This is a genomic window from Vibrio sp. T13N (assembly GCF_032970445.1).
GTDB lineage: Bacteria > Pseudomonadota > Gammaproteobacteria > Enterobacterales > Vibrionaceae > Vibrio > Vibrio diabolicus.
In genome coordinates this window covers 1-25693 of record NZ_JAWJYE010000014.1, presented here as the reverse complement: position 1 = coordinate 25693, position 25693 = coordinate 1, and the positions used below count along the sequence as shown (strand labels likewise).

The window sequence follows — 25693 nt, the reverse complement described above, 5'->3', positions numbered from 1 at the left end:
ATTGCCGAAAGGAATTTTGGACATAAAAAAACCTCCCCAAATGGGGAGGTTTTAAAATTCAATAGAATTAACGAAAATAACACCACGTAAGCGTAGTCGCTTAGCTAGAGCAAATCGCGTTTTCATGTCGGCAATTAGCTTGGTCATTTCTTAATCCTCAGACAAATTGCCGAGCATTATACGCTTAACTTTCGTGAGCGCAAGCGATTACATCATGGTTTTTAGCGGCTGTTTTGGCTTGCTAGTTTAGCTTCCTAATGTCGCTACCATCACGGCTTTGATGGTGTGCATACGGTTTTCAGCTTCGTCGAATACGATGGAGTATTCTGACTCAAATACCTCTTCTGTTACTTCAAGGCCTTTCATGCCGTATTTTTCAGCGACTTCTTTGCCAACGGTGGTCTCATCATTGTGGAAAGCCGGAAGACAGTGCATAAATTTCACATGTGGATTACCCGTTTGTTTAATCACGTCCATATTGATTTGATATGGTGTCATTAAAGCCACACGTTCATCCCATGCCTCAGCGGATTCACCCATAGATACCCAAACATCGGTGTAAAGGAAGTCACAACCCTTCACGCCTTCCTCCACGCTTTCAGTTAATGTGATTTTTGCACCAGTTTGCTGCGCGATAGTTTGGCAAGTTGCCACCAGATCTTCTTCAGGCCAGAACGCTTTTGGCGCGACAAGGCGAATATCCATGCCCATTTTAGCGGCACCCACCATGAGCGAGTTGCCCATATTGTTGCGTGCATCGCCTAGGTAAGCGAAGGTCATTTCATGCAGCTGCTTACCGCGTCCGTGCTCTTGCATGGTCAGGAAGTCAGCAAGGATTTGGGTTGGGTGGAACTCATCAGTCAAACCATTCCACACTGGAACACCAGCATAAGTGCCAAGCTCTTCAACAATGGATTGGCCAAAACCGCGGTATTCGATGCCATCATACATGCGGCCAAGTACGCGCGCGGTGTCTTTCATTGATTCTTTATGGCCAATCTGAGAACCAGAAGGGCCGATGTAAGAGACTTGAGCGCCTTGATCAAAAGCTGCGACTTCAAACGCACATCGGGTACGAGTCGAAGATTTCTCAAAGATGAGTGCAATGTTTTTACCTTGAAGTGTCTTCTGCTCTGTTCCTGCATATTTTGCTTTTTTTAGCTCTGCAGACAGTTCGAGCAAGAACTGGATTTCTTTGGTTGAGAAATCCAATAGCTTCAAAAAGTTGCGGTTACGTAAATTGAAAGCCATAGCTCGTCCCTTAGTACGTGTGATTGAATTAATAGAATGCATTAAAACATATAAATGCTTTATTTGTGAATAATTATTTTTACGTAAAACTAAAAAAGGTTGATGCATTCACATCAACCTTAGTTTTTATTCATTTAATGTAAAAGGACGAATTGGTTATATATCGTCTCGTTCTATCGGACAACTCATGCAGCGGGCGCCACCACGGCCACGGCCAAGCTCGTTACCTGGGACTGTCAGTACTTTGATACCAGCTTTGTCGTATTTTTCGTTGGTGTATACATTGCGTTCGTAACCAATCACAACGCCCGGTTTTACGGTAAGAACGTTATTGGCGTCATTCCATTGTTCGCGCTCAGCTTCATAACTGTCACCACCCGTGGTGATGATTTTCAGCTGATCTAAGCCAAGAGCAGATTCAATCGCATGTAGGTAGTTATGAGATGCTTCAACATGCATTTCACCATTGCCTTTTGGTGTTAAGCGCCATGTGTCGAGATCTTTGCGCATGATCTCTGGGTAAACAGAGAACGTGTCCACATCCATATGGGTCATAACGGTGTCTAAATGCATGCATGAACGGTGTTTAGGCAGATCAATCGCAATCACTTCGGTTGCTTGTCCTGCCTTAAACAGGCTCGCTGCAAGGTTTTCTACACCTTGCGCGGTCGTGCGCTCAGACATACCGATCAGAACTGCACCTTTACCAATAACCAACACATCACCGCCTTCGACATTCGCATTATCATAATGCAGATCATCATCACCGAAGTATTTGATAAAGTCTTGGCCAGCAAAAATTGGGTGCCAACGATAAATCGCACGTAAGTGGTTTGTTTCACGTTGGCGTGCAGGCATCATCATTGGGTTGAGCGATACACCACCATAAACCCAGCATGAGGTATCACGCGTAAATAGGTGGTTAGGTAGTGGCTCAATAACAAAATCCAGCGGACGCTTCATTTTTGGCAGCATAGAAGATGAGGTGATCGGCAGCTCTGAGTAAGCTAAGCCACCTAAAAAGATGCTGGCAAGGTGTTCATCATCCATTTCTGAAAAATATTGGCGTAGGTCTCGCGCAAAGGTTGGCCCGTAACGAAAGTCAGAAATCTGAGTATTTAGCAGCCACTGTTTTGCTTCTGGAACGGCGAGGGTTTCGACCAGTAAATCGTGGAGGAGAAGCACTTCAACGTCTTGCTCGCGCAGCGTACGTGCGAATGCATCGTGCTCTTCACCTGCCGCTTCTACAGCAAGAACGTCGTCAAATAGCAACTCATGACAGTTTGACGGAGTTAAGTGGGTTAGGGCGCGTTCAGGGCGATTTAATAGAACTCGTCGAAGTTGACCAACTTCTGATCCAACGTACAGCTTGCTCATTTTGTATCCTTACAAATTTTCCAGCCATTAGTTATGACAAGCTTCCTAGAAAGATGCAAGTTATCAAGCTTTGTTTATATTCTGGTGTTTCTGGTTTTGTGAGTTTTTTATTTTTATTTTGATTCTTATGAAATTTATTATTAGATATAAATGCTATTTTATTAAAATTAGAGTGCGTGCGTTTTTATTCTAATTTTCCCGTTGAGAAAGAATACACGCACAGTGCATAAAACGTGCATTTTTATTCTAAATTATGCATTATTAAAGTGAATTTATTCGTTATGCTTCTTCGTTTTACACGTGAGTGTATTCAAGAAAGCATCATAAACACGCATAGAAAGAGAAAATAACCACATTAAGTGTCAATTAGGATGTTCTGAATATTAAAAAATGCCATTCTTTGTTAATTTTTTGTTTCTTTGTGTGGTCGGTTTAATATTTAGATTCAAATAACCGATAAGAATCGCAGTGGTATGATGTTTGTTTGTGGCTTTTCATCGCAATCCATGCCATATTTCACCGGATCAGCATACTCAGTATCGGGTATTGTGTTTCCATCAAGTAACTAATCTGGAGCCAAAACATGTCTCACGAAGATGAATATCTATCAGTAGAAGAATTAATTGAGATTCAAAAGGAAGAGACTCGCGATATCATTGCAGCATTGCTAGAAGATGGCAGCGATCCAGATTCGCTATACGAAATTGAGCACCACCTGTTTGCAGAAGATTTTGACACGCTAGAAAAAGCGGTAGTTGAAGCATTCAAGATGGGCTTTGAAGTTCTTGAAGCAGAAGAAACTGAAGATGAAGATGGTAACAAGTTGCTTTGCTGTGATGCGACTATGGAGTCCGCACTAGACGCAGAAGCGATTGATGCGCAAGTTGAAAAATTGATTCACTTGGCAGAAAAATACGACATCATCTATGACGGTTGGGGTACGTACTACGAAGGCGAAGATGCGCTTTACCCTGAAGAAGATGAAGACGAAGAGTAATCAAAGCTCACCTTTTTTAGAAAAACCAGCGTTTAACGCTGGTTTTTTTATACCTTGAAAATGGCATCCAACAACAGATGAATGTGGAGGTGATAAATAATTCACATTGAGTTTATAGGGGATTTCTCCCTATAATGCGTGAAAATTGATCTAGCGCAAGGTGTATATGCAACTCTCACTCGCCGGTTTATGGCAAGTCTCTCCACTGACGGACCTCTCGATTCCACAGGATGACATCACTTTTCCCGCCCCTTTAAGTCTGGTCCTGCCTGATGAATTGACGGAGGAAGCGATCCGTCAACAAGAATGGCACCTGATGCATGACATTGAAGTGGATGAGGCAATGATGGCATTTCCTGCAGTGGAAATGGTAATGGGTGGTGTTGATTACCATGCGGAGGTACGTTTGAACGGCGTGGCTGTGTTTGATTGTGATGGCTCGCAAAGTGTGTATAAGAAAGACATTCGCCCATACATGCAAATGGGGCGTAATCGCTTTGAGATATTGTTCCTAGAGGAAGAAGAAGATCTTTTATTCGATGAGGATAAGCCAGAGCTGTGCCCGCTTTCTGAACATCAATATAAGAAAAGTGATGAGCGACTGGGCGTGTGGCAAGAACCGTACTTGCAGTTTATTCGCAACGTGCGTTTAGATCGCGTGGCAACCGAGCAGATTTGGCACCATGGTGGCGGGTGTGAATTTAAGGTCGATTTGTATTACCAGACATTTGCACCAGGGCTAGTGTCAGCAGCGGTAAAGTTTAATGGCATGACTTACCATATCCCAATTGACGTTCGTGCAGATCACGCCAGCGCACTCTTTCAGATTGAAGCGCCAAAGTATGCTGATCTTAATGACCCTGATCCAAATGATCTCTATCAGTTGTCTGTTGAATTGGATGGACAACGCCAAAACTTCACTGTTGCATTGAGCCAGGAGCTTTGCGTTACCCATGTTGTGCTTTAACGTCTGATAATATTTTTTATTACAGTACCTTAAGCATTACGACTTCACATGCATCATGCCCTGTTTGCCCAAGCGGGGCATCGAGATGCTCAAAGCCTAGCTTTTCATACAAGCCTACCGCCTCTCTTAGACATTCTGTTGTCTCTAAATAGCACTGCTGATACCCAAGCTGTTTCGCCAGTTGTAAGCTCAATGCGACGATGCGTTTGGCTAAACCGTGTCCTCGTGTTTGAGGTAAGAAGTACATCTTTTGCAGCTCACACACATTTGGCTCACCAGCTAAAGGGGCAAAGCCACCGCCACCAACGATCTCTCCGCGATGTTCAATGACCCAATAGGCGGCCCCGTTTTGATTATACACCGAATACATATCATCAAGCGTTGGATCGGCCACACCATAACCTCTGTCTGCGGTTAAGCCGTATTCAGCAGAGACTTTACGAATTACGTCTGCCACTTGCGGATTGTCTGCTTTGGTAAGAGGTCGAAGGGTGTATTCCTCTGCCTGACACACTTTTGTTAGCCCTTTTAGGTAAGTCTCTAGACCAAGTTTGAGTTGTTCTTGCTCACAGTCATCAAGTTGTGTAAGCAACTGCTCAAAAAAGCTGTTTTGCTGTTGGTCTAGTTGCGATAACGCCTGCTGTCCTTGAATTGTGAGCACTACGAGTTGGCTTCGTTTATCTTTCGGGTTTTCGATGCTCTCAACCAAACCTAATTTAATCAAACCAGTAATGGTGCGGCTTGCATTGGACTTGTCGACACTAAGCTGCTGCGCCAGTTGGTTGATGGTCAATGGTTGCAATTGGATTTCACCTAATGCGTGCGCTTGTACCGGGGTAAGAGCGACATCGCCGCATTGTTTATCGAGCATACCAAGCAATCGGACGGCTTGACGGGAGTAGTGTCGGAGTTGACGAGCGTTCATTATCACTTACCTCTAAAAATAAAGTTGCGCACCGCAATTAAWTTAATTGCGGTGCGCAACTTTGTCAATGATAAATGTCATTTGGCTCGTTAGGAGACGTAGTGAGCCTCCATGTTTAAGCGTGGTGATGTAAACAAAACTGCGGTGCTGGAGTTTTTGCTGATGATTTACGCATCCATACTTTCTCGTGGAAGTAGTAAGCCACCGTATTCAAACTCGGCTCTAGCATCGCCATTACGCCGCCGACAAATGCATCACCTGTTAGTAAGTAAACCACGGTAAAAGCGACGCTGAAGTGCACGGTCGCAAAGCTTGCGGTTTTTAATTTGGTCATCCACTGACGAGCTTTAAGTGCTGGGACTTTTGCCCATGCCTTTTCATGAAAGTAGAAGGCTACGGTGTTCACTGAAGGCTCAATCATGGCAATTAAACTACCAATTAAAATGTCGCCTGTGAGTACGTAAGCGACACTAAATGCGATAGTAAAATGCAGTGCTGCGAAAGTTAGTGTCTTTTTCATGATAATTACTCAATCGTGTTTGTTTCGATGAGTTCATTATCGATAATAATTCTCATTAATGCTAGTGGATGATGAGTATTGTTGCGATAGGGGAAAGCTATTGATGATAGTTTTTGGTGAAAGATATACAAAAAAGGTTGACCATGATGGCCAACCTTTGGATTCAAAGTGAGAAGTGTTAGTTCTTCTCTTTCACTGAGGCTTAAAGTGCAGCGATCGTTGTCTTCTGCTCTTCTAGCTTAGCTAGTGTCTCTTTGTAGCCTTCAAGCTTCTCACGCTCTTTAGCAACAACAGCTTCAGGTGCTTTCGCTACAAAGCCTTCGTTGCCCAGTTTGCCTTCGATACGCTTGATTTCGCCGTGCGTCTTCTTGATTTCGCCATCTAGACGAGTAAGCTCTGCATCTTTGTCGATCAAACCCGCCATTGGGATCATCAGCTCAGACTTGCCAACCAGTGCCGTTGCACACGCTGGGGTTTCTTCGCCAGCTTCAAGCACGCGTACTGCTTCTAGCTTCGCTAGAGACATCAATACTTGTTTGCTTGCTTCTAGACGAGAGGCGTCTTTCTCATTCGCTGCTTTCAGCATAACGTCTAGAGGCTTGCCAGGGTTGATGTCGTACTCAGCACGTAGGTTGCGGATGCTAGTGATGAACGCTTTCACCCATTCGATGTCGTCTAGCGCTTCTTGGTGGAAGTTCGCTTCGTCAAACTGAGGCAGAGTTTGTAGCATGATTGTCTCGCCCTCAACACCGTCAACTAGTGGCTTGATGCTTTGCCAGATAGTTTCTGTGATGTAAGGAATCACAGGGTGAGCTAGACGTAGCGTTTTCTCAAGTACCGTGATTAGTGTACGGCGAGTACCACGCTGTTGCGCTTCAGTACCTTTCCATAGAACGGGTTTAGTTAGCTCTAGGTACCAGTCACAGAATTGGTTCCAGATGAATTCGTATAGCGTGTTCGCAGCCATATCTAGACGGAAGTTGTCGATATGGTTGTTGAACGCTTTCGCTGCGAGCTCAAACTGAGACTCGATCCACTTGTCTGCTAATGAGTACTCGATCTCACCTTCACCAAAACCACAATCTTGCTCTTCTGTGTTCATCATTACGTAACGGCTTGCGTTCCATAGTTTGTTACAGAAGTTACGGTAACCTTCAAGACGCTTCATATCCCAGTTGATATCGCGACCTGTTGATGCCATTGCTGCAAGGGTGAAACGCAGTGCGTCTGTACCGTATGCTTCGATACCGTTTTCAAACGTCTTACGCGTGTTCTTCTCGATCTTCTTCGCTAGCTGAGGCTGCATCATGTTGCCACAACGCTTCTCTACTAGAGACTCTAGGTCGATACCATCGATCATGTCGATTGGGTCAAGTACGTTACCTTTCGACTTAGACATCTTGTCGCCGTTTTCGTCACGGATTAGGCCGGTAACGTAAACTGTCTTAAATGGTACTTGTGGTTTGCCATTTTCGTCTTTCACGAAGTGCATGGTCATCATGATCATGCGCGCAACCCAGAAGAAGATGATGTCGAAACCAGTTACTAGAACGTCTGAAGGGTGGAATACTTTCAGATCGTCAGTTTGCTCTGGCCAACCTTGAGTACCGAACGTCCATAGCGCAGAAGAGAACCATGTATCCAGTACGTCTTCGTCTTGGTGCAGTTCAATGACTGACTCTAGGTTGTTGTTCTTGCGAACTTCTTCTTCAGTGCGACCTACGTAAACATTACCTTGGTTGTCGTACCAAGCTGGGATGCGGTGACCCCACCATAGCTGACGAGAGATACACCAGTCTTGAACGTCACGCATCCAAGAGAAGTACATGTTTTCGTATTGCTTAGGAACGAATTGGATGTCGCCGTTTTCTACTGCTTCAACTGCGGTTTTCGCTAGAGGCGCAGTACGTACGTACCATTGGTCAGTTAGCATTGGTTCGATAACCACGCCACCACGGTCGCCGTAAGGAACTTGTAGATCGTGATCTTTCACTTCTTCAAGTAGACCTAGCTCGTCGAATTCAGCAACGATAGCTTTACGAGCGGCAAAACGCTCCATACCGTGGTATTTAGCTGGTAGCTCAGTGCTGTAAGCGTCGCTTGCTTCGCCGTTAGTGTTGAATACTTCTGCTGCGTCGCGGATGTTCGCGTCGAAAGTCAGAATGTTGATCATTGGTAGCTGGTGGCGCTTACCAACTTCGTAGTCGTTGAAGTCGTGCGCAGGTGTGATTTTCACACAGCCAGTACCTTTTTCCATATCTGCGTGCTCATCGCCCACGATTGGGATGCGACGATCAACGATAGGAAGGATGATTTCTTTACCGATAAGATCTTTGTAACGTGGATCTTCTGGGTTAACTGCAACACCCGTATCGCCTAGCATGGTCTCTGGACGAGTCGTTGCAACAACGATGTAGTCTTTGCCATCCGCTGTTTTAGCGCCATCTGCTAATGGGTAGCGGAAGTGCCACATGCTGCCTTTAGTATCTTTGTTCTCTACTTCTAGATCTGAAATCGCTGTGTGTAGCTTTGGATCCCAGTTAACTAGACGCTTACCGCGGTAGATTAGATCGTCTTCGTATAGACGTACGAACACTTCTTGAACGGAGTTAGATAGACCATCGTCCATCGTAAAGCGCTCACGGTCCCAGTCTACTGATGCGCCAAGACGACGAAGCTGTTTAGTGATAGTGCCACCAGATTCGCCTTTCCATTCCCAGATTTTGTCGATGAAAGCTTCACGACCGTAATCGTGTTTTGTTTTGCCTTCTTCTGCAGCGATCTTACGCTCAACAACCATCTGAGTTGCGATACCAGCGTGGTCAGTACCTACTTGCCAAAGGGTGTTTTTACCCTTCATACGTTCACAACGGATAAGCGTATCCATGATCGTATCTTGGAACGCGTGGCCCATGTGTAGGCTACCAGTGACGTTCGGTGGCGGGATCATGATGCTGTATGATTCTTTAGTAGTGTCACCGTGTGGCTTAAAGTAGCCTTTCTCTTCCCAAGTCTGATACAGAGCTTGTTCGATTGAAGTTGGGTTGTATGTCTTTTCCATAGCGCTCTTTTAATGGATACGTTGATGGTTGAATCTTAGTCAATCTTTATAAGTGAGGGATCTTAACAAGATCGCCTTAACTATAAGGATTGACCGTTAAGGATATTGAATTTCGATCGTTTGCAGCTGGTAACCTGCTTGACGGTAAATTTTATATCTTTCTCTTGCGAGTTGTTTAGCTTTTTCTTCGCAGGGCACGAAGTCTACCACTTGAGCAAACTTGTTCGCAAAGGTTGTCTCATTTTCCGCCAAATTAATTACCAATTGACGATTCCAAGACGGCTTTACACCGTTATGGCCGATCTCAATATTGGTGGCGTATTTCGGTCCCTCGCCTACGAGGTTATGTGCCATGAACTTGTCTGCATCAACTTGCCAAAAGGCTTCAGCGAGCTGCTCGGCGTGTGGTTTGTCTTGGCAGTTTAAATACACTTTAGCGCCTTGGCGGGCAAAGTGCTGCGCCAAAAACACAATGTACTCTTCAAAGCCAGCCACCGTTGCTTGCGGGCTCTCTTCGTTAATGATGTAGAAGGTTGCAGTTTGCATCATTCTCTCACTTGCCTTGGGTCTCTTCCTAAGACCATCTTAAGTCCCACTTTCATTTTAGAAAATTAGGATAATAAAAAAGGGCCTTGCGGCCCTTTTAGATGTTGTTCAGAAATTACTCTTCTGTCTCTTGGCCGCTGCGGTTCAAAAGGAATTGGACAAGCATTGAGACAGGACGGCCCGTTGAGCCTTTCGCTGCGCCTGATTTCCACGCAGTACCTGCGATATCGACGTGAGCCCAGTTGTACTTCTTCGCGAACTTAGACAAGAAGCAACCCGCAGTGATAGTACCAGCAGGACGGCCACCAATGTTTGCCATATCCGCAAACGGGCTCTTCAACTGCTCGTGGTACTCATCTGCCATTGGTAGACGCCATGCACGGTCACTTGCTTGCTCAGAAGCATTCACTAGTTCGTGAGACAGTGGGTTATGGTTAGAGATAACGCCACTGATGTGGTGACCTAGTGCGATAACACAAGCGCCGGTTAGCGTTGCAACGTCAACAACACAGTCTGGTTCGAAACGCTCTACGTAAGTCAGTGCGTCACAAAGAACAAGACGACCTTCCGCATCCGTGTTCAGAACTTCTACAGTTTGACCAGACATTGTCGTTAGGATGTCACCTGGACGGTACGCGTTGCTGCCAGGCATGTTTTCACAGCCAGCTAGAACACCAATAACGTTAATTGGTAGGTTTAGCTTCGCTAGCGCTTTCATTGTACCGAATACCGATGCCGCACCACACATGTCGTACTTCATCTCATCCATACCTTCGCCCGGTTTTAGAGAGATACCGCCTGAATCGAAGGTTAGACCTTTACCTACTAGCACAATCGGTTTTGCATCTGAGTCAGGGTTACCTTTGTACTCGATGATAGACATCATAGATTCGTTTTTAGAACCACGGCCTACTGCTAGGTAAGAGGTCATACCCAGTTTTTCCATCTCTTGCTCACCAATGATTTTGGTGGTTACGGTTTCGTAATCGTCCGCTAGACGACGAGCTTGAGAAGCAAGGTAAGCTGGATTAGCTACGTTTGGCGGCATGTTGCCAAGGTCTTTTGAAGCTTTGACACCTGATGCGATAGCGAGACCATGAGTGATTGCTTTTTCACCCAAGTTTAATTCACGACGCGTTGGTACGTTGAAAACAAGCTTGCGCAGTGGGCGGCGAGTTTCAGGTTTAACGCTCTTGAATTGATTAAATGTGTATAGACCATCTTTAGTCGCTTCTACAGCCTGGCGTACTTTCCAGTATGTATCGCGACCCTTAACATGCAGTTCAGTTAGGAAACATACCGCTTCCATTGAGCCTGTCTCGTTAAGTGTGCTGATCGTCTTTTGAATGATTTCCTTGTACTGGCGCTCGCCAAGTTCACGCTCTTTGCCGCAACCGACAAGTAAAACGCGCTCTGACAAAACACCTGGTACTTGATGCAGTAGCAGCATCTGACCAGGTTTACCCTCTAGATCACCACGGCGAAGTAGTGAACTGATGTAACCGTCACTGATTTTATCAAGTTGTTCGGCTACTGGAGAAAGGCGACGTGGTTCAAACACACCAACAACGATACATGCGCTACGTTGTTTCTCTGGACTGCCACTTTTTACACTGAACTCCATGCGTACTCCTACATCCTGAAGACAAATTGCTCTAAATGTTAGATAATGATCGCTTACTTGTTGAATTTTAGCTCCAGGCTTACATGCAGAGCTGATTAAGCGACTAACATCTAGTTTATAATTTTTAAAAAAATAAATGGTTCAACGGGAAACTATAGTGATTCGACCAAAAAAACAAGTTTTGTATAGGTAATTTCAGCGTGATTATTGTTAGATATTTGATCCGCGAAACACTCAAGAGCCAATTTGCGATTTTTTTCGTACTTTTTTTGGTGTTTGTAAGCCAGAAATTCATAAGTGTTCTTGCTGATGCTTCTGATGGGGATATTCCTGCTGGATTGATTTTCTCGATTGTTGGTTTGAATATGCCAGCAATGGGGTTGTTAATGCTGCCTTTGAGTCTGTATATCGGCATACTGATCACCTTTGGTCGCCTGTATGCAGAGAGCGAAATTGTCGTTATGAACGCGACAGGTATTGGTAACAAATTCCTGGTACAAGCGGCCTTGTACTTAGCACTGATTACTTCTGCTGTGGCGGCTTTCAATGCATTGTGGTTATCGCCGTGGTCTCAAGACCGTGTTGAGCAACTTTATGAACAAGTGGCAGCAGAAAACAGCGTTGACTTGCTAAAGAAAGGGCAATTCCAAGGCACGCCAGATGGTTCATCGGTTGTCTTCATCGATGACATTAAAGACAATACATTGAGCAACGTTTTTGTCGCGCAGATGCGCCCGAGAGATTCAGTATTGCCGAGTGTGATGTTCTCGTCCTCTGGTGAAGTAAAAGAACTGTCGGACGGCCGTCAGGTCATCACCATGAAAGAAGGCACGCGTTATGAAGGTGTGCCTACTCGCGTTGAATATATGATCACAAAATTCGATGAATACGAAGGCGTTATCGGCCAGCGTGAGGTCAAAAAGAAAGGGCGAGATTGGGAAGCGTACCCAACGGTTGATTTGATTGGACACCCAGACCCAGAAGCGCAAGCGGAGCTGCAATGGCGAATTTCGTTATTTGTGTGTATTCCACTCTTAACGATGTTGGTTATTCCTTTGTCAGCGGTGAATCCGCGTCAGGGACGATTTGCCAAAATGGGGCCCGCGATTCTTATTTATCTAGCGTATTTCCTGGCGATTAGTGCAACCAAATCTGCATTAGAAGATGGTGACATTCCGGCGGCAATCGGCATGTGGCCTATTAATGCGATGTTACTGATTGTCGCAATCATGGCCAATATGATGGACAGCGTTGCTGCTCGACGAATAAAAGACAAATTCCGTAAGAAGAGGCTCGCGTAAGCTGTGTTCAAAATCTTAGACCTTTACATCGGTAGAACCATCATCTCTACCACTGCCTTGGTTTTAGCGACGTTTGTTGGCTTATCGGGCATCATCAAATACGTAGAACAGTTACGTAAAGTAGGGCGAGGCGTGTATGACCTCACTCATGCGTTGTACTTTGTGTTGCTCAGTGTGCCGCGTGATATCGAAATGTTCTTCCCAATGGCGGCATTACTCGGTGCCCTGATTGGTTTGGGTATGTTGGCGTCAAGCTCTGAGCTGGTGGTGATGCAAGCTGCTGGTTTCTCAAAGTTGGATATCGGGTTATCCGTGCTCAAAACGGCAGTGCCACTTATGCTTATCGTTATGACGTTAGGGCAATGGGGCGCTCCAGAAGCACAAAAAATGGCGCGTGACTTACGTGCGTTTGCGATATCGGGAGGTAGTATTGTCTCAGTTCGTTCTGGAGTTTGGGCTCGTGACGCAAACGACTTTATCTTTATAGGTAAAGTCGAAGACGACAAGCTTTATGCTTTAAATATGTGGCGTTTTGATGATGATAAGAATCTACAAAAAGTTATTTTCGCCGAAGAAGTCGACTATCAACAAGATAACAACTGGTTGATGCGCGACGTACAAATCACGGATATGAAAAATGAAAACGTGATTTCGAAGCAAGACATTGAACAGATGGAATGGCATACGTCATTGGCTCCAGATAAGCTAGCTGTGGTGACGGTAAAGCCTGAAGAACTGTCACTGAGCGGTTTGTATGATTACGTGACCTATCTGAAAGCATCTGAGCAAGATGCGTCTCGCTATGAATTGGCGTTTTGGCGTAAGTTGACACAGCCGCTTTCAATTGCCGTGATGATGTTGATGGCGCTATCGTTTGTTTTCGGTCCACTCAGAAGTGTGACCATGGGGGCAAGGGTATTGTCGGGCGTGGTTGCCGGGTTTACTTTTTATATATCCAGTGAGTTCTTTGGCCCATTAAGCTTGGTGTATGGCATATCCCCTGTGTTTGGTGCATTGGCCCCGAGCCTGGTGTTCTTAGCCATTGCGATTGCGCTGCTGAGAAGAAAGCTGTAGCTGAAGTATCACCGAATAAACCATGTTTCATCGGACTAAATGTAAAAGGAAGGCATTATGCCTTCCTTTTTTGTAGTCCCGGATAAGTTAGTTTGCCTTAGGCAACACAACAACCTCTGTTTTTGCCCAAATGTCGTGGAACCCACGTTTCTTGGGATCAATCGGTACAGTCAGGTTTGCCAAACCAAAGCCAGATGTTGCAATACGAATCAGGGCTTGAGTGACTGTAATCGGCGCGCCGTCTTTGGCATTGCGAACTCGAAGTTTCCAAGCGCGCATCCCAAGTGTTTGCCCTGCTCGCGTCCAGAAGAAGACAAAGAAGTATATCCACACAACCGCAAGATACAGTGTAAATAGAGGGCTTAATACAGGGTGCTTTCCGAGCATATCAGCGGCATCTGCGTACTCGCCATAGCTCAACAGCCCTGCTGCATTTAGTGCAAATACAACGGCCATAACAATACCTGCGGCCATCATTTCAATTGCGATAATAATCAATGTGTCGTAAATCAACGCTGCAAGTCGACGAAAGAGACCAGCAGGTGGAAGAGTTGTAGACGTCGTCATTATTCCATCACTTACCTTAAAAATTGTGCGTCAGAATATAGATTCCCTCACCAAGAGAAAAGAGACCTAACGCACAGAGTCTTTAATTATGCTTAAACGAAGTGACTTTTCTGCTGTGTGTTATGAATATATACCATGATGTACAAGGCCTTTCGGTAACCTATTTCAACTGAATTTTACTTGCCTAACCATTAGCTTTTTGGTCTGTAACTAGATTAGACAGATGAGAGAGTTGGTGTTTCTCATCTTCGGTATAATGCTGGCTCAAGGCGAGCTCTAAAGCTTTTTCTGATAGCTTGGTTGCAGGTGATAAAAACAACTTGGGGTGCATACTAGAAAGAGCCAGAAAGGCTTTTTGTAGGCGAATCTGTATTTGGAGTTGCGCTGCACCATCGTGCGCGATTGGCAAAAAGACATCATCAAATAAATCTTGGCAGCTTAATGCGGGCACAAATAACCTAGGGTATCGAGTCTTGGTAGGCGGCTCGCTGAGTAACTCTCCCCATAATGAAAGGGCTCGTACAGAACGCCCAAGAACATCAATCGCGGTACCGTTATCATTCACGGCGGGGGAGAGAGCTCGTGAGGCAATCTCCGCCATGACGACTAATCCAAAACGAGGATCTTGATCATAGGAACGCTCCGTTCGAATCGTGAAGGCTGCCGTTATTTCGTTTTCGTCTGGCAACGCTCCACAAACCCAAGCCAATGGTTGACTCACATACACAAAACTTCCTGGTTGTCGTTCAAGATAGATGGTGCATTGGTTTGCTTCAGCAATACTATCTAGATGATGCATATCAACATGCTGTAAGTAGCCAATTTCTTGGCTGAAAATAGGCTTGCTTCCTCTGGGTTTATGTTCTGGATGGCTCCATGGGTGAGCTCCTAGCCAACGCTCTTTGCCCCGTTTTCTTATCGCATCTAACAAGGCTTGCTCTACGTATGAAGTGGTTTCACTGACCCTTCCTAGTACGGAAAGGTGCTGAATCCAACGTAGCAGAGTGAGTATGATCATCACGATTACGGCGATAGTCACGATGAACAGATAAATTTGTGCTTGTTGATGATAGGCCCCAATACCTAGCGCGATAATGCCTACCAAACTAAATAGAAAAGAGCCAAGAAAGGTTGCTAAGGCATTTTGTGTTGTGCTGTCTTCCATCAACAGTTTTGTCGCTCGCGGCGTTACCCCTGCACTAGCGGCACTGTACGCTGAGACCATTATATTGAGCGAGAATGTGGTCACCGCAAGCATGGAAGTCGCGAGGATATTTAATATGTTGTTAAGCAAATCCTTACTGACGTTGATTGCAGGAGGCAGAGTAATGAACTGGTTTAAAACAATGGATATTAGGGCGGTGGCGACAGCAAGTAAGGCATAAAGTGACGTGCGAACCCACAATTTGCGCGTCATTTGCTTCAGTAACCATTGCCATTTTGACCCAGTCATTCGCATGCTCCTATTAGGTTCTTACTCGAAAGTCGATAGAAAATTCAGAAAGTTATTCTTGCTTAAGCATAGGTTAAATCTTCCTCGTTCTACTTGGAATTTCATGCATCATGAGAGTAAGAAAGCCGCTTGCTTCAAAGAATGGTGTTCTTGAGGTGTGAATTACCAAGATTCTGTTACCTTAATTGATAGATGCATTAAAGTATGTGATTGATAAGAGGTAGCCATGATTGTAATTACAGGTGCAAGTAGCGGTTTAGGGGCAGAGTTGGCAAAGCGTTATGATGCGGAAGACAAAGAGACGTATATCATAGGAAGAAACACAGAAAAACTATCCGCATTAGCTAAACAACTCTCTCATAACGTCGGATATCAAGCTTGCAACCTCTCACTGCATCAAGATGTGAAACACCTATTTGATGGGATGAAACAGCCGCCTGAAATGGTCATTCATAGTGCAGGAAGTGGTTATTTTGGCGAACTGGAAGAGCAGGAGCCGGAAGAGATTCAAAAACTGATTGATAATAACCTGAATTCTGCGATTCATGTGTTAAGAGAGTTAGTAAAGCGTTACAAAGATCAACCGATAAAAGTGGTCATGATCATGTCCACAGCCGCTCAACAACCAAAAGCGCAAGAGTCTACGTATTGTGCTGTGAAGTGGGCTGTCAAAGGATTCATCGAGTCGGTTCGTTTGGAGTTAAAAGGAAAGCCGATGAAAATTATCGCGGTTTATCCTGGTGGTATGGATACGGAATTCTGGAAGACAAGCGGCAACACGATGGACACGAGTCACTTCATGCAAGCGGAAGATGCTGCCGAGATGGTCCATACGGCTTTGTCGAGCATTGGGAATGGTTATGTTTCTGATATTACAGTGAATAGAGTTTAATAAGAGTTACGTATACTCATTTTCATCTGGATCAGTAGTAGGAAATGGAGCGTACGTTTCTTATCAGTACAGCTTTGTCACACTTTGTGGCGAAATTATCAGCAAACGATAGTTATTTAAGGTATTTCTGCTTGCGCAGGTCAAAAGCTTCCGTATAATGCCAACCATCAAAGGGCAATAGCCCAAAGATGCCGGTGTGGTGAAATTGGTATACACGACGGATTCAAAATCCGTTGCCCTCGGGCGTGGCGGTTCAAGTCCGCCCACCGGTACCATAATTCATATGATAAAGCCTCGACGTAAGTCGGGGCTTTGTTGTACATAGGGTTTGTGAATTCAAATCCAGCGTGGCGTCAGGAATGCCAGGCCCAGTCAGTCCACTCTTTACTGCTTTCCATTTTTACTTTTCTAAAAATAAAAAAGCGCGAGGGATTACCTCGCGCAAGCTACTACATGATAATAGTAGGGAACAGCTTATAGAGCTGTGAACAAGGTGTTCTGTGAGTAAGGTGTCCAATCGGCTTGAGATACGTGTGGCACGTTGACGAGATAACGTTTGCCAGAGTACGTCACAACATCTCCCTCTTTATATGAAACATTCACTTCCCAATTTGTTGCCGGATCAGCATTGGTCCAAAGGCTAGAGGTTGGGGAAGGTGCCCAGTCCTGCTGTGCGTTATGGCTGGTCACTGCTTGGTAAACGGTGCCTAAATGTAGGACGTAGTCGCCAGCGTTGTAGCTATGACCAACTTGCCAGTTTGGTGTGTAGTTATCCATCGTATCGAATACATAGCCAGCTTGTTTTGCTAGTCGGATAAATTCCGCTAATTTAGGTAAATTCTTGGTTGCGCCCATTCCTCGCTTACCGTCTTCAAACAAAAACTCATGCGTTAGAATAATGACCTTGTCTGCGTGGAGTGGTGTACCACATGGAAACTCTTGTGCTTTTGAATTGATAGGGTTGATGGTGGTAGGAGCACAGTTGTTCAATGCTGCATCTACGTAACCTAGGAAAGGTTCTGCCTCTGTTAGACTGTTGGCTGGCATTGCTATCCCCCAGTTTTCAGGTGCCCAATCCACATCCCAACCATGTGTTTGATAGCCTTTATTAGCCAGAATGTTTTGTACCGCAATTGAGGCTTTCACACTGTTTGATGGGTCGTTGATATTACAAACGTAGCCTGGTTCCCAAGGTTTAAAGTCATCAGACGTTGCACACAACCCATCGGCTTTGAAGTCTTTAGTCACGCGCCAGCCGTTGGTGTAGGGCAGTCTTGCAAACTCTGTCGCCTTATAATTTGGGTAGCTTGTAATGTTAGGCAGATACTTTTCTAAAACAGATAAGTTTTCTGTAAACATTGAGGCATCGTAAACAGGATCTTGGTACGAGTTAAGCTGGTGGTCGCCGGTAGCATTACATTCTGCTGCGCTATTAGGTCCAAACTCATCAACGCAGTTATGAACCATATGATCGTAACTATGGTTCGCGACAATATGACCAGTGTCTAATGCGAACTTTAAGGCTTCTAGCGAACGGTCTTCATTCTCATCACCAATTCCGTCTAAGTGCCAAGCATTAAAGTAAAACGTCGCTTTGATATCTTCTTGGTTAAGTACTTGAATAACGTCAATAGAAGCATTGATTGGTCCATCATCAAACGTTAGATAAATGGTGCCTTTAGAGTCGGTTTGAGCAAATGAGTATTGTGATAGTGCAGCACTTACAAGCGTTGCAATAGCCAATTTATTAAATTTCATTCTCTATTCCTTTTTAGAAATTAATAACGACGTTGTCAGTAGTAATATATTGATAATTTGAAACCTAATGTGGTGTCTTAATTTATTTCCTGACTTTTATCCTAGACCTAAATAATTACTAAAAAACAGGTCGTATTTTCTAAATTGGGATTGTGTTCACGAATAATGCAACCGGTTGCGCTTTTTTGTCTTGGTTATTTTTGCTACAGTTTTTGCAGGTTGAAATTTACACAACGGGAGTAAGGCTATGAAAAAGATCCTTTTATGCTGTAGCGCAGGGATGTCAACCAGTATGCTTGTTAAAAAAATGGAGCAAGCTGCTGAAAATAAAGGAATTGAGTGCAAAATTGATGCGATGTCAGTGAATGCATTTGAAGATGCAATTAAAGAGTACGATGTTTGTCTTCTCGGGCCTCAAGTACGTTTTCAGCTAGAAGAGCTAAGAAAAACGGCGCAAGAGCATGGTAAAAACATTGATGCGATTTCTCCTCAGCATTATGGAATGATGAAGGGAGAAGAAGTACTAGAGCAAGCATTAGAATTAATTAACTAAACCATAGTTTTAAATTAAAAAAAGATAACTGTACATCAAATATAAATATTTGATGCGGGATTCTTTTGCCTAAAATAAGGATGGATTCTATGAAGCTTTATGACGCAATTATAGGCGCAGTCGAAAAGCATATAGCCCCTATAGCAGCAAAAGTGGGGAATCAGCCCCATGTTCGAGCAATGAGAGACGGTTTTATAGTTGCAATGCCGTTTATTATTGTCGGTAGTTTCATTTTGATTTTTGCATTCCCACCATTTGCCGAAGACACGACCTTTACTTTTGGTCGAATTTGGCTCGATTTCGCCACCACACATTTTGATACCATAATGATGCCCTACAACATGTCGATGGGGATCATGACCATTTTTGTTTCGCTCGGCGTTGCTTATAGCTTAGCTAAGGCTTACAAGATGGATGGGATCACGAGTGCTGTATTGTCGCTGATGTCTTTTTTACTCATCGCGGCCCCAGCTAAAGATGGCGCGCTGTCTATGTCACACATGGGAGGAACCGGGATCTTCACCGCAGTGATGTGTGCATTCTTCTCGGTAGAGCTCTACCGTTTTATGAAAAAGCACAACATTACGATTCGCATGCCAGAGCAAGTTCCACCGGCGATTGCACGATCATTTGAAGTGCTGTTACCAGTCTTAGCGATATTCATTACCTTATACCCACTTAGCCTTTTCGTGCAAACCCAGTACGACATGCTGATTCCAGATGCGGTCATGGCAGTCTTTAAGCCTTTAATTAGTGCGTCTAACTCATTGCCTGCCATTATTGGCGCTCTATTGCTTTGCCAACTACTTTGGTTTGCGGGTATACATGGTGCTGCAATTGTTGTGGGGCTGCTTTCTCCAATTTTCTTGACCAACATTGGTGCCAACATCGAAGCCTTTGTTGCAGGTGAACCGATTCCAAACGTATTTACTCAGCCTTTCTGGGATTTTTACATCTTTATCGGTGGCTCTGGTGCAACACTTGCTCTTGTTATGCTGATGTCATTTAGCCGTTCTGTTCACCTTAAGAGTATTGGTCGAATGAGTGCGGTGCCTGGCTTCTTCCAAATCAATGAGCCTGTGATCTTCGGTAGCCCAGTTGTGATGAACCCGACCTTGTTTATCCCGTTCGTCTTCGCTCCAGTCATCAACGCTACGATAGCGTACTTTGCAGTGCATGTCGGCTTTGTGGGTATGGGGGTCGCTACAACGCCTTGGACAACACCAGCACTGATAGGTGCTTCGTGGGGTAGCGGTTGGACCTTTGCTCCAGTATTGCTCGTCATTGGTTTATTGATTCTTGATCTAATTATCTACTTCCCATTCTTCAAAATGTTTGAGAAGCAAATGTTGGAGCAAGAACTACCAACGACGAAAGAAACTAAGGATGAGGCGCAACCTTCAGGTGAAGGTGTTACTGCTTAACGGTGCTTAATGGGCCGCAATTACCGCGGCCCGATTTTCGGAGAGAAAATGATGGAACAAGAATTGGTTGTGATGGAGATCATCTGTAATGCTGGCGAAGCCAGAAGTTTGAGCTACGAGGCGTTACGTTTATCTAGAGAACAAGATTTTGATGCGGCTGAGGAGAAGCTCTCTCAAGCAAGAGAGTGCATTAACAAAGCCCACTTAATTCAGACTCAGTTGATTGAGGAAGATCAGGGGGAAGGGAAAGTCCCGATGACGTTAGTGATGGTACATGCTCAAGATCACTTAATGACCACGATTTTGGCTCAAGAAATGGCTGTAGAAATCGTTGCACTGAACAAAAAAATCTCGAACAAATAAGGGGAGAAAAATGTCTAGAGAGGCGATCAAACTTGCCATTATTGGCGGTGGTAGTAGCTATACCCCTGAACTGGTTGAAGGGGTTATTAAGCGCTTAGAATATTTACCCGTTAAGAAGATTCATTTTGTGGACATTGAGTCAGGAGCTGAGAAGCTTGAGATTATCAAAGGTCTAGCGCAGCGAATGGTTGACAAAGCAGGTGCAAAGATTGAGATAAAAGCAGACTTTGATCGTCGTGCTGCGATAAAAGATGCGGACTTTGTGATGACGCAGTTCCGTGTGGGTGGCCTTGCTGCTCGTGCTAATGACGAGCGAATTCCAATTAAATACGACGTCATTGGCCAAGAAACAACAGGCCCTGGTGGTTTTGCTAAAGCACTGCGAACCATCCCGGTTATTCTTGATATATGTAAAGATATTGAAGAGTTGGCACCTAATGCATGGATGCTCAATTTCACCAACCCTGCGGGTTTGGTCTCTGAAGCTGTCAGTAAGTACACCAAAGTAAAGAGTATTGGTTTATGTAATGTGCCGGTTTCGATGGAAATGATGATCGCAGAAATGATGGAGTGCGAGCCAAAAGAGCTACAACTGGAGTTTGCCGGATTAAACCATCTCGTTTGGGTGCACAAAGCATGGCTCAATGGAGAAGATATTACTCAAACGGTATTAGAGAAAGTCGGTGATGGTGCTAACTTCAGCATGAAGAACATCTGGGAAGAACCGTGGGATCCAGCATTTTTAAAAGCGCTGGGGGCGATACCATGTCCTTACCATCGTTATTTCTATCAAACCGATGCTATGCTCGCTGAAGAGAAACAAAGCGCGGGTGAAAAGGGCACTCGTGCTGAGCAGGTAATGGAAACAGAAAATGCGCTATTCAAGCTCTATCAAGATCCTAATCTCGATCATAAGCCGAAAGAGTTAGAAGAACGGGGTGGGGCTTATTATTCAGATGCATCACTAAACTTGGTTGATTCAATTTATAACAATCGTAATAGTATTCATGTTGTTAACGTCTTAAATAACGGAGCGATTAACGGCCTCCCCGACGATGCTGTGATTGAGTGTAGCGCGGTGATTGGTAGTTGGGGCGCGAAACCTCTTGCGGTTGGTGAGCTGTCAAACAATATCAAAGGATTACTCTATCAAGTCAAAGCATATGAACAGTTGACAATAGACGCTGCTGTTGAAGGTAATTATGACAAAGCGCTCATGGCATTAACCAACAACCCATTGGTGCCAGACATTGGTCGTGCCAAGTCAATTCTGGATGATATCTTAGCGGTGAACGCTCCGTATTTACCTCAATTTAAACTAACGACGTTGTAGTACTAAGGAAGGGCGCCAATGAAAGTCATTTTTAATGCTGATGATTTTGGTTTAACGAGAGGTGTAAATAACGGCATCGTAAAAGCTCATCAGCAAGGTGTTGTTCATTCAACCACCATGATGGTCGGTATGGATGCTGAGAAACATGCTTTAGAGTTGGCTCGCCATAATCCAGACTTGAGAATTGGCGTTCATCTTAGGTTTACAGCGGGAGTGCCTCTAACTGGGCACCCTAATTTGACCAACGGTCGAGCGCATTTTATCAAATACGACGAACTGTGGGGTAAGCAGGACTTCGAAACTCAGGTCATTTATGACGAAGCAAAAGCTCAGGTGGAACATTTTTTATCGCTTGGGTTAGAGCTAAGCCACTTAGATAGCCATCATCACGCGCATACTCACCCTCAAATTTTGCCCGTTATTAAAGAGGTAGCGAGTGAATACCGAGTGCCACTGCGGGGCACTGGCTTGTGTCAAGAATCGATGACAACAAGGTATGTCTTTACTGACGAGTTTTACGATCAAAAAGTAAGTTTAGATGGTTTGATGGCGCATTTATTGAGTCTAAAGACAGACTATGATTTGGTTGAGGTGATGTGCCACCCGGCAGAGGCCGATCAAGCGCTGATTTTAAAGAGTGGTTATGCGCTTCAGCGAGAGCTAGAGTTACAAGTTCTTACCTCTCCCATTTTAAAAGAACAGTTAGCTCAACATGGTATAGCTGTCACGGATTACTCTGAGCTCGTTTCTACCAATCAAATGGTCGGTGTATGATTAAAGGCTGCCAGCTTCGCCCCCTATGAGCACCTTACGAATTGCTGGCAGCCGTTCTACACAAACGGATATTTAATAACAATTGCAGTTGGACCCAATAGCATTATGGCAAGGATTAAAGATGTCGCCGAACTCGCCGGTGTAAATCGCTCTACCGTTTCTCGAATCATTAATGGGGAGGGGAAGTTTCGCGAAGAAACTCGAAAAAAAGTAGAGCAAGCTATGGCGCAACTGAATTATCGCCCGAGTGCGATTGCTCGTTCACTCGCAACCTCATCCAGTAATATGGTTGGCTTATTGGTGACTTACTATACGGGGGGCTTCTTTGGCGAGATGATGGAGCAGGTTCAGACTGAGCTGGATATTCATAAAAAGTTTCTGATTACCGCTCAAGGACATCATTCTGCAGAAGGTGAAAAGGAAGCCATTCAGCGTTTTAATGATCTGCGTTGTGATGGCTATGTCCTCCATAGTCGTTATTTGTCAGATGATGATTTACGTGAATTAGCAAAACAGCCAACGCCTTTCGTTCTTCTGGATCGCTATGTTGAAGGAATAGAAGAGCGTTGCGTTACTTTTAATCATCATCATGCAAGCCGTATTGCCGTCGAGCATCTTTTAGCTGGTGGTCATAGAAAAATCGCCTGTATTACCGGTCCATCCCAACGTCATAATAGTTTATTAAGAAAGCTTGGGTACGTTGATGCGATGAAGGACGCAGGTATCGATATTGACGAAAGCTGGTGTGAAGAAGGGAATTATGGTCGGCAAAGTGGTTATGATGCAATGGCTGCAATTTTACAACGACACCCTGAAGTTACTGCAGTCTTTTCTTGCAGTGAGGAAATGACGGTCGGTGCAATGCAGTACTTACACGAGCACAATATTTCAGTACCGGAGCAAATCTCTTTAACTAGCTTTGACAGTGTCGACCTTTGTGAAAGCCTTTATCCTACAGTGTCGGCAGTGCACTTTCCTATCAGTGATATGGCCCGTGTAGCGGTACAAACATTAATGGGATTAGTCAAAGATCAAGAAATAATAGATAAGCCAACGTTCGAGGCTCAGCTTAAAATACGCAAAGCAGATCGAACCTTAAAGTAGCTTGCTTTTGCTCATTAAATGAGTCATTAGAAATGACCATCTGATGTTTTGATACTTACTGATGAATTTATTCACAAAATTTACTAGTATTCTAACTCTCTTAGGCAACGTAAATCAGTAGTGAATAAGTGGCAGCCATTAAACTTACGGTCGATCGTATTCAACCCGGATTACATATCCGTCTTCCGCTAAAGTGGAACGATCACCCTTTTCTACTAAATAGTTTTAAGATTAAAGATCAAGAACAAGTCGAGATGATCCGTCACCTCGGTGTAAAGTTCGTTTACTTTAATCCAGAGCAAAGTGATGCCGCACCACTTCCAGTCGACCAGATACAAGCTGATAGAGTAACGAATGAAGCGTCGCTAGATCATGAAACTCAAAAACTTTGGCAAGAAAAACAAAACCGCATAGAAAAGTTAAGTGCGTATCGTCGACGCGTTATCCAGTGCGAAAAAGAGTTTGAGCGCTCTCTTGCGCGTATGCGCTCGGTCATGACGAAAATTCGTAATCGTCCAACAGCTGCCGTTGATGAAGCGAAGCTTCTTATTGAAGATATCGTCGAGAAGTTAATGTGTGATGATAATGTCACTCTACACCTGATGAACGGTAAAAATGAGTTTGAAGATATTTATTTCCATTCGTTGAACGTTGCTGTTATCGCCATGATGATTGGCCGTGCTAAGGGGTACTCAGCTGCGCAGTTGAAAGAGCTTTCATTCTCAGCGCTATTCCACGATATCGGGAAAATAAAAATTCCTACCGCAATATTAAGAAAGCAAGCACCGCTGACGGAACCAGAAACTAACTACTTAAAGTTGCACACCAAATATGGAGTAGACCTTGCGAGCCAAATAGAAGGTTTTCCCGAAGTTGCAAGAGTTGTGATTGCACAGCACCATGAACTAAGAGATGGGTCTGGCTATCCCAAAGGTCTGAAAGGAGATGAGATCAACGAGTTTGCTCAAATTATTGCTGTAGCTAACGCATTTGATAACTTGTGTCATACACCTATAGTCTCAGAGCAAAAAATTCCTTATACCGCACTCTCTCATTTATATAAGAACTGTAAACACCTATATAAAGAAGAAAACCTGAATATCCTGATTAAGTTTATGGGCGTGTTTCCTCCAGGCACTGTGGTTCAGCTTTCCAATAATATGGTGGGCTTGGTTATCTCAGTGAATGCATCGCATCTATTATTCCCAAATGTATTGGTTTACGACCCATCAGTGCCAAGGACGCAGGCGCCAATCATTGATCTTGCATCAAAGGATATAAAGATAGTTAACGCGATTCATCCGTCTAAATTGCCGGAGAAAATCAAAGAGTATCTTAATCCGCGTTCACGCATTTCTTACTTCTTCGATAGTGATGAGTAGTTATCCACAGATTTTTGTGGGTAAGCTGTAGAAATCTTGAGTGTTGTTTCGGGGTAATTTTTAGGTTGGATGGAAAGTATCCGCTTGGCATGTTTTTTTAGAAAAAATGTACTTTTAGTATTGCCAAAAAAAATCTTCTCCCTATAATGCGCATCCATCGACACGGCAGACGCCACAAGGCTTCAGCAATGTCGAAGAGGTAAAAAGGTTCTACGAAAAATTAGTTGAAAAAAGTGTTTGACACTAACAACCAAATCGCTAGAATGCACCTCCGCTTTGAGAGAAAAACTTCTCGTAAAGCAAGCTCTTTAACAATATAGACCTATCAATCTGTGTGGGCACTCGTTGATGATAATCCAATTAGAAACTTCGGTTTCAAATTAGGTTTCAATGAAACGAAGTGACCATTGAATCTTCGGATTCAGCACAGTCAATTCAAACATTACT

The 25693-nt window shown here is 44.3% G+C and carries 23 protein-coding genes and 1 tRNA gene; 13 read left to right on the top strand and 11 right to left on the bottom strand.

Going from position 1 to position 25693, the window contains the following annotated elements:
* Window positions 1-51: 51 nt before the first annotated feature.
* The 3 genes from R2S67_RS19070 to arcA all read right to left on the bottom strand — a co-directional run bounded on the left by R2S67_RS19070 (window position 52) and on the right by arcA (window position 2628).
* A complete protein-coding gene (locus R2S67_RS19070) occupies window positions 52-147 on the bottom strand; it encodes a hypothetical protein (RefSeq protein ID WP_031780631.1) in 96 nt (31 codons plus the stop codon).
* A gap of 99 nt (window positions 148-246) precedes the next feature.
* Window positions 247-1251, bottom strand: coding sequence for an ornithine carbamoyltransferase (locus tag R2S67_RS19065; RefSeq protein ID WP_012841385.1), 1005 nt, complete (start codon window positions 1249-1251; stop codon window positions 247-249).
* A gap of 156 nt (window positions 1252-1407) precedes the next feature.
* A complete protein-coding gene (gene arcA, locus R2S67_RS19060) occupies window positions 1408-2628 on the bottom strand; it encodes an arginine deiminase (RefSeq protein WP_301568554.1) in 1221 nt (406 codons plus the stop codon).
* A gap of 583 nt (window positions 2629-3211) precedes the next feature.
* Here arcA and rraB point away from each other — a divergent pair.
* Window positions 3212-3625, top strand: coding sequence for a ribonuclease E inhibitor RraB (gene rraB, locus R2S67_RS19055; RefSeq protein WP_213912444.1), 414 nt, complete (start codon window positions 3212-3214; stop codon window positions 3623-3625).
* A gap of 166 nt (window positions 3626-3791) precedes the next feature.
* Window positions 3792-4592, top strand: coding sequence for a glycosyl hydrolase 2 galactose-binding domain-containing protein (locus R2S67_RS19050; RefSeq protein WP_006742360.1), 801 nt, complete (start codon window positions 3792-3794; stop codon window positions 4590-4592).
* Window positions 4593-4611: 19 nt separating this feature from the next.
* On the opposite strand, the gene R2S67_RS19045 is transcribed toward R2S67_RS19050, so the two are convergent.
* The 5 genes from R2S67_RS19045 to pepA all read right to left on the bottom strand — a co-directional run bounded on the left by R2S67_RS19045 (window position 4612) and on the right by pepA (window position 11268).
* Window positions 4612-5517: a bifunctional helix-turn-helix transcriptional regulator/GNAT family N-acetyltransferase gene (locus tag R2S67_RS19045; RefSeq protein ID WP_080936680.1), complete on the bottom strand. Its 906-nt coding sequence runs from the start codon at window positions 5515-5517 to the stop codon at window positions 4612-4614.
* A gap of 115 nt (window positions 5518-5632) precedes the next feature.
* Window positions 5633-6037 (bottom strand): DUF2061 domain-containing protein, encoded by a 405-nt coding sequence (locus tag R2S67_RS19040; RefSeq protein ID WP_005397464.1) that lies wholly within the window; start codon window positions 6035-6037, stop codon window positions 5633-5635.
* Between the two features lie 202 nt (window positions 6038-6239).
* On the bottom strand, window positions 6240-9098 hold the full coding sequence (locus R2S67_RS19035; RefSeq protein WP_317346662.1) for a valine--tRNA ligase: 2859 nt from the start codon (window positions 9096-9098) through the stop codon (window positions 6240-6242).
* A 96-nt stretch (window positions 9099-9194) separates the two neighbouring features.
* A complete protein-coding gene (locus R2S67_RS19030) occupies window positions 9195-9644 on the bottom strand; it encodes a DNA polymerase III subunit chi (protein ID WP_046873623.1) in 450 nt (149 codons plus the stop codon).
* A gap of 115 nt (window positions 9645-9759) precedes the next feature.
* Entirely contained in the window at window positions 9760-11268 is a 1509-nt protein-coding gene (gene pepA, locus R2S67_RS19025; RefSeq protein WP_005397459.1) for a leucyl aminopeptidase, read from the bottom strand.
* Between the two features lie 200 nt (window positions 11269-11468).
* Here pepA and lptF point away from each other — a divergent pair, with 200 nt between their 5' ends.
* Window positions 11469-12569 (top strand): LPS export ABC transporter permease LptF, encoded by a 1101-nt coding sequence (gene lptF / locus R2S67_RS19020; protein WP_006742363.1) that lies wholly within the window; start codon window positions 11469-11471, stop codon window positions 12567-12569.
* Between the two features lie 3 nt (window positions 12570-12572).
* Window positions 12573-13643, top strand: coding sequence for an LPS export ABC transporter permease LptG (lptG, locus tag R2S67_RS19015; protein ID WP_046873614.1), 1071 nt, complete (start codon window positions 12573-12575; stop codon window positions 13641-13643).
* A gap of 87 nt (window positions 13644-13730) precedes the next feature.
* Here the strand turns inward: lptG and R2S67_RS19010 are convergent, their stop codons facing one another.
* On the bottom strand, window positions 13731-14210 hold the full coding sequence (locus R2S67_RS19010) for an RDD family protein (protein ID WP_005397453.1): 480 nt from the start codon (window positions 14208-14210) through the stop codon (window positions 13731-13733).
* Between the two features lie 184 nt (window positions 14211-14394).
* Window positions 14395-15663 carry a DUF2254 domain-containing protein gene (locus tag R2S67_RS19005; RefSeq protein WP_317346661.1) on the bottom strand — a complete coding sequence of 423 codons (1269 nt, stop codon included), beginning with the start codon at window positions 15661-15663 and terminating at the stop codon, window positions 14395-14397.
* Window positions 15664-15889: 226 nt separating this feature from the next.
* On the opposite strand from R2S67_RS19005, the gene R2S67_RS19000 reads away from it, so the two are divergent.
* Window positions 15890-16555 (top strand): SDR family NAD(P)-dependent oxidoreductase, encoded by a 666-nt coding sequence (locus R2S67_RS19000; protein WP_301661318.1) that lies wholly within the window; start codon window positions 15890-15892, stop codon window positions 16553-16555.
* A 190-nt stretch (window positions 16556-16745) separates the two neighbouring features.
* A tRNA-Leu gene (locus tag R2S67_RS18995) sits at window positions 16746-16830 on the top strand.
* Window positions 16831-17029: 199 nt separating this feature from the next.
* On the opposite strand, the gene R2S67_RS18990 is transcribed toward R2S67_RS18995, so the two are convergent.
* The gene (locus R2S67_RS18990) at window positions 17030-18313 is read right to left on the bottom strand and encodes a carbohydrate-binding protein (RefSeq protein ID WP_317346660.1); all 1284 of its coding nucleotides are present in this window, start codon (window positions 18311-18313) and stop codon (window positions 17030-17032) included.
* 247 nt (window positions 18314-18560) lie between these two features.
* Here R2S67_RS18990 and R2S67_RS18985 point away from each other — a divergent pair, with 247 nt between their 5' ends.
* The 7 genes from R2S67_RS18985 to R2S67_RS18955 all read left to right on the top strand — a co-directional run bounded on the left by R2S67_RS18985 (window position 18561) and on the right by R2S67_RS18955 (window position 25246).
* Window positions 18561-18866: a PTS sugar transporter subunit IIB gene (locus R2S67_RS18985; protein ID WP_025767645.1), complete on the top strand. Its 306-nt coding sequence runs from the start codon at window positions 18561-18563 to the stop codon at window positions 18864-18866.
* Window positions 18867-18955: 89 nt separating this feature from the next.
* Window positions 18956-20290: a PTS sugar transporter subunit IIC gene (locus tag R2S67_RS18980; RefSeq protein WP_005397441.1), complete on the top strand. Its 1335-nt coding sequence runs from the start codon at window positions 18956-18958 to the stop codon at window positions 20288-20290.
* A 51-nt stretch (window positions 20291-20341) separates the two neighbouring features.
* Window positions 20342-20653: a PTS lactose/cellobiose transporter subunit IIA gene (locus R2S67_RS18975; protein WP_031780628.1), complete on the top strand. Its 312-nt coding sequence runs from the start codon at window positions 20342-20344 to the stop codon at window positions 20651-20653.
* 10 nt (window positions 20654-20663) lie between these two features.
* Window positions 20664-21986, top strand: coding sequence for a 6-phospho-beta-glucosidase (locus R2S67_RS18970; RefSeq protein ID WP_005397437.1), 1323 nt, complete (start codon window positions 20664-20666; stop codon window positions 21984-21986).
* 18 nt (window positions 21987-22004) lie between these two features.
* On the top strand, window positions 22005-22760 hold the full coding sequence (gene chbG, locus R2S67_RS18965) for a chitin disaccharide deacetylase (RefSeq protein ID WP_134648085.1): 756 nt from the start codon (window positions 22005-22007) through the stop codon (window positions 22758-22760).
* Window positions 22761-22865: 105 nt separating this feature from the next.
* Window positions 22866-23864, top strand: a complete 999-nt coding sequence (locus R2S67_RS18960; RefSeq protein ID WP_046873620.1) for a LacI family DNA-binding transcriptional regulator — start codon at window positions 22866-22868, stop codon at window positions 23862-23864.
* Window positions 23865-23992: 128 nt separating this feature from the next.
* A complete protein-coding gene (locus R2S67_RS18955; protein WP_012841389.1) occupies window positions 23993-25246 on the top strand; it encodes an HD-GYP domain-containing protein in 1254 nt (417 codons plus the stop codon).
* The last annotated feature ends 447 nt before the right edge of the window (window positions 25247-25693 follow it).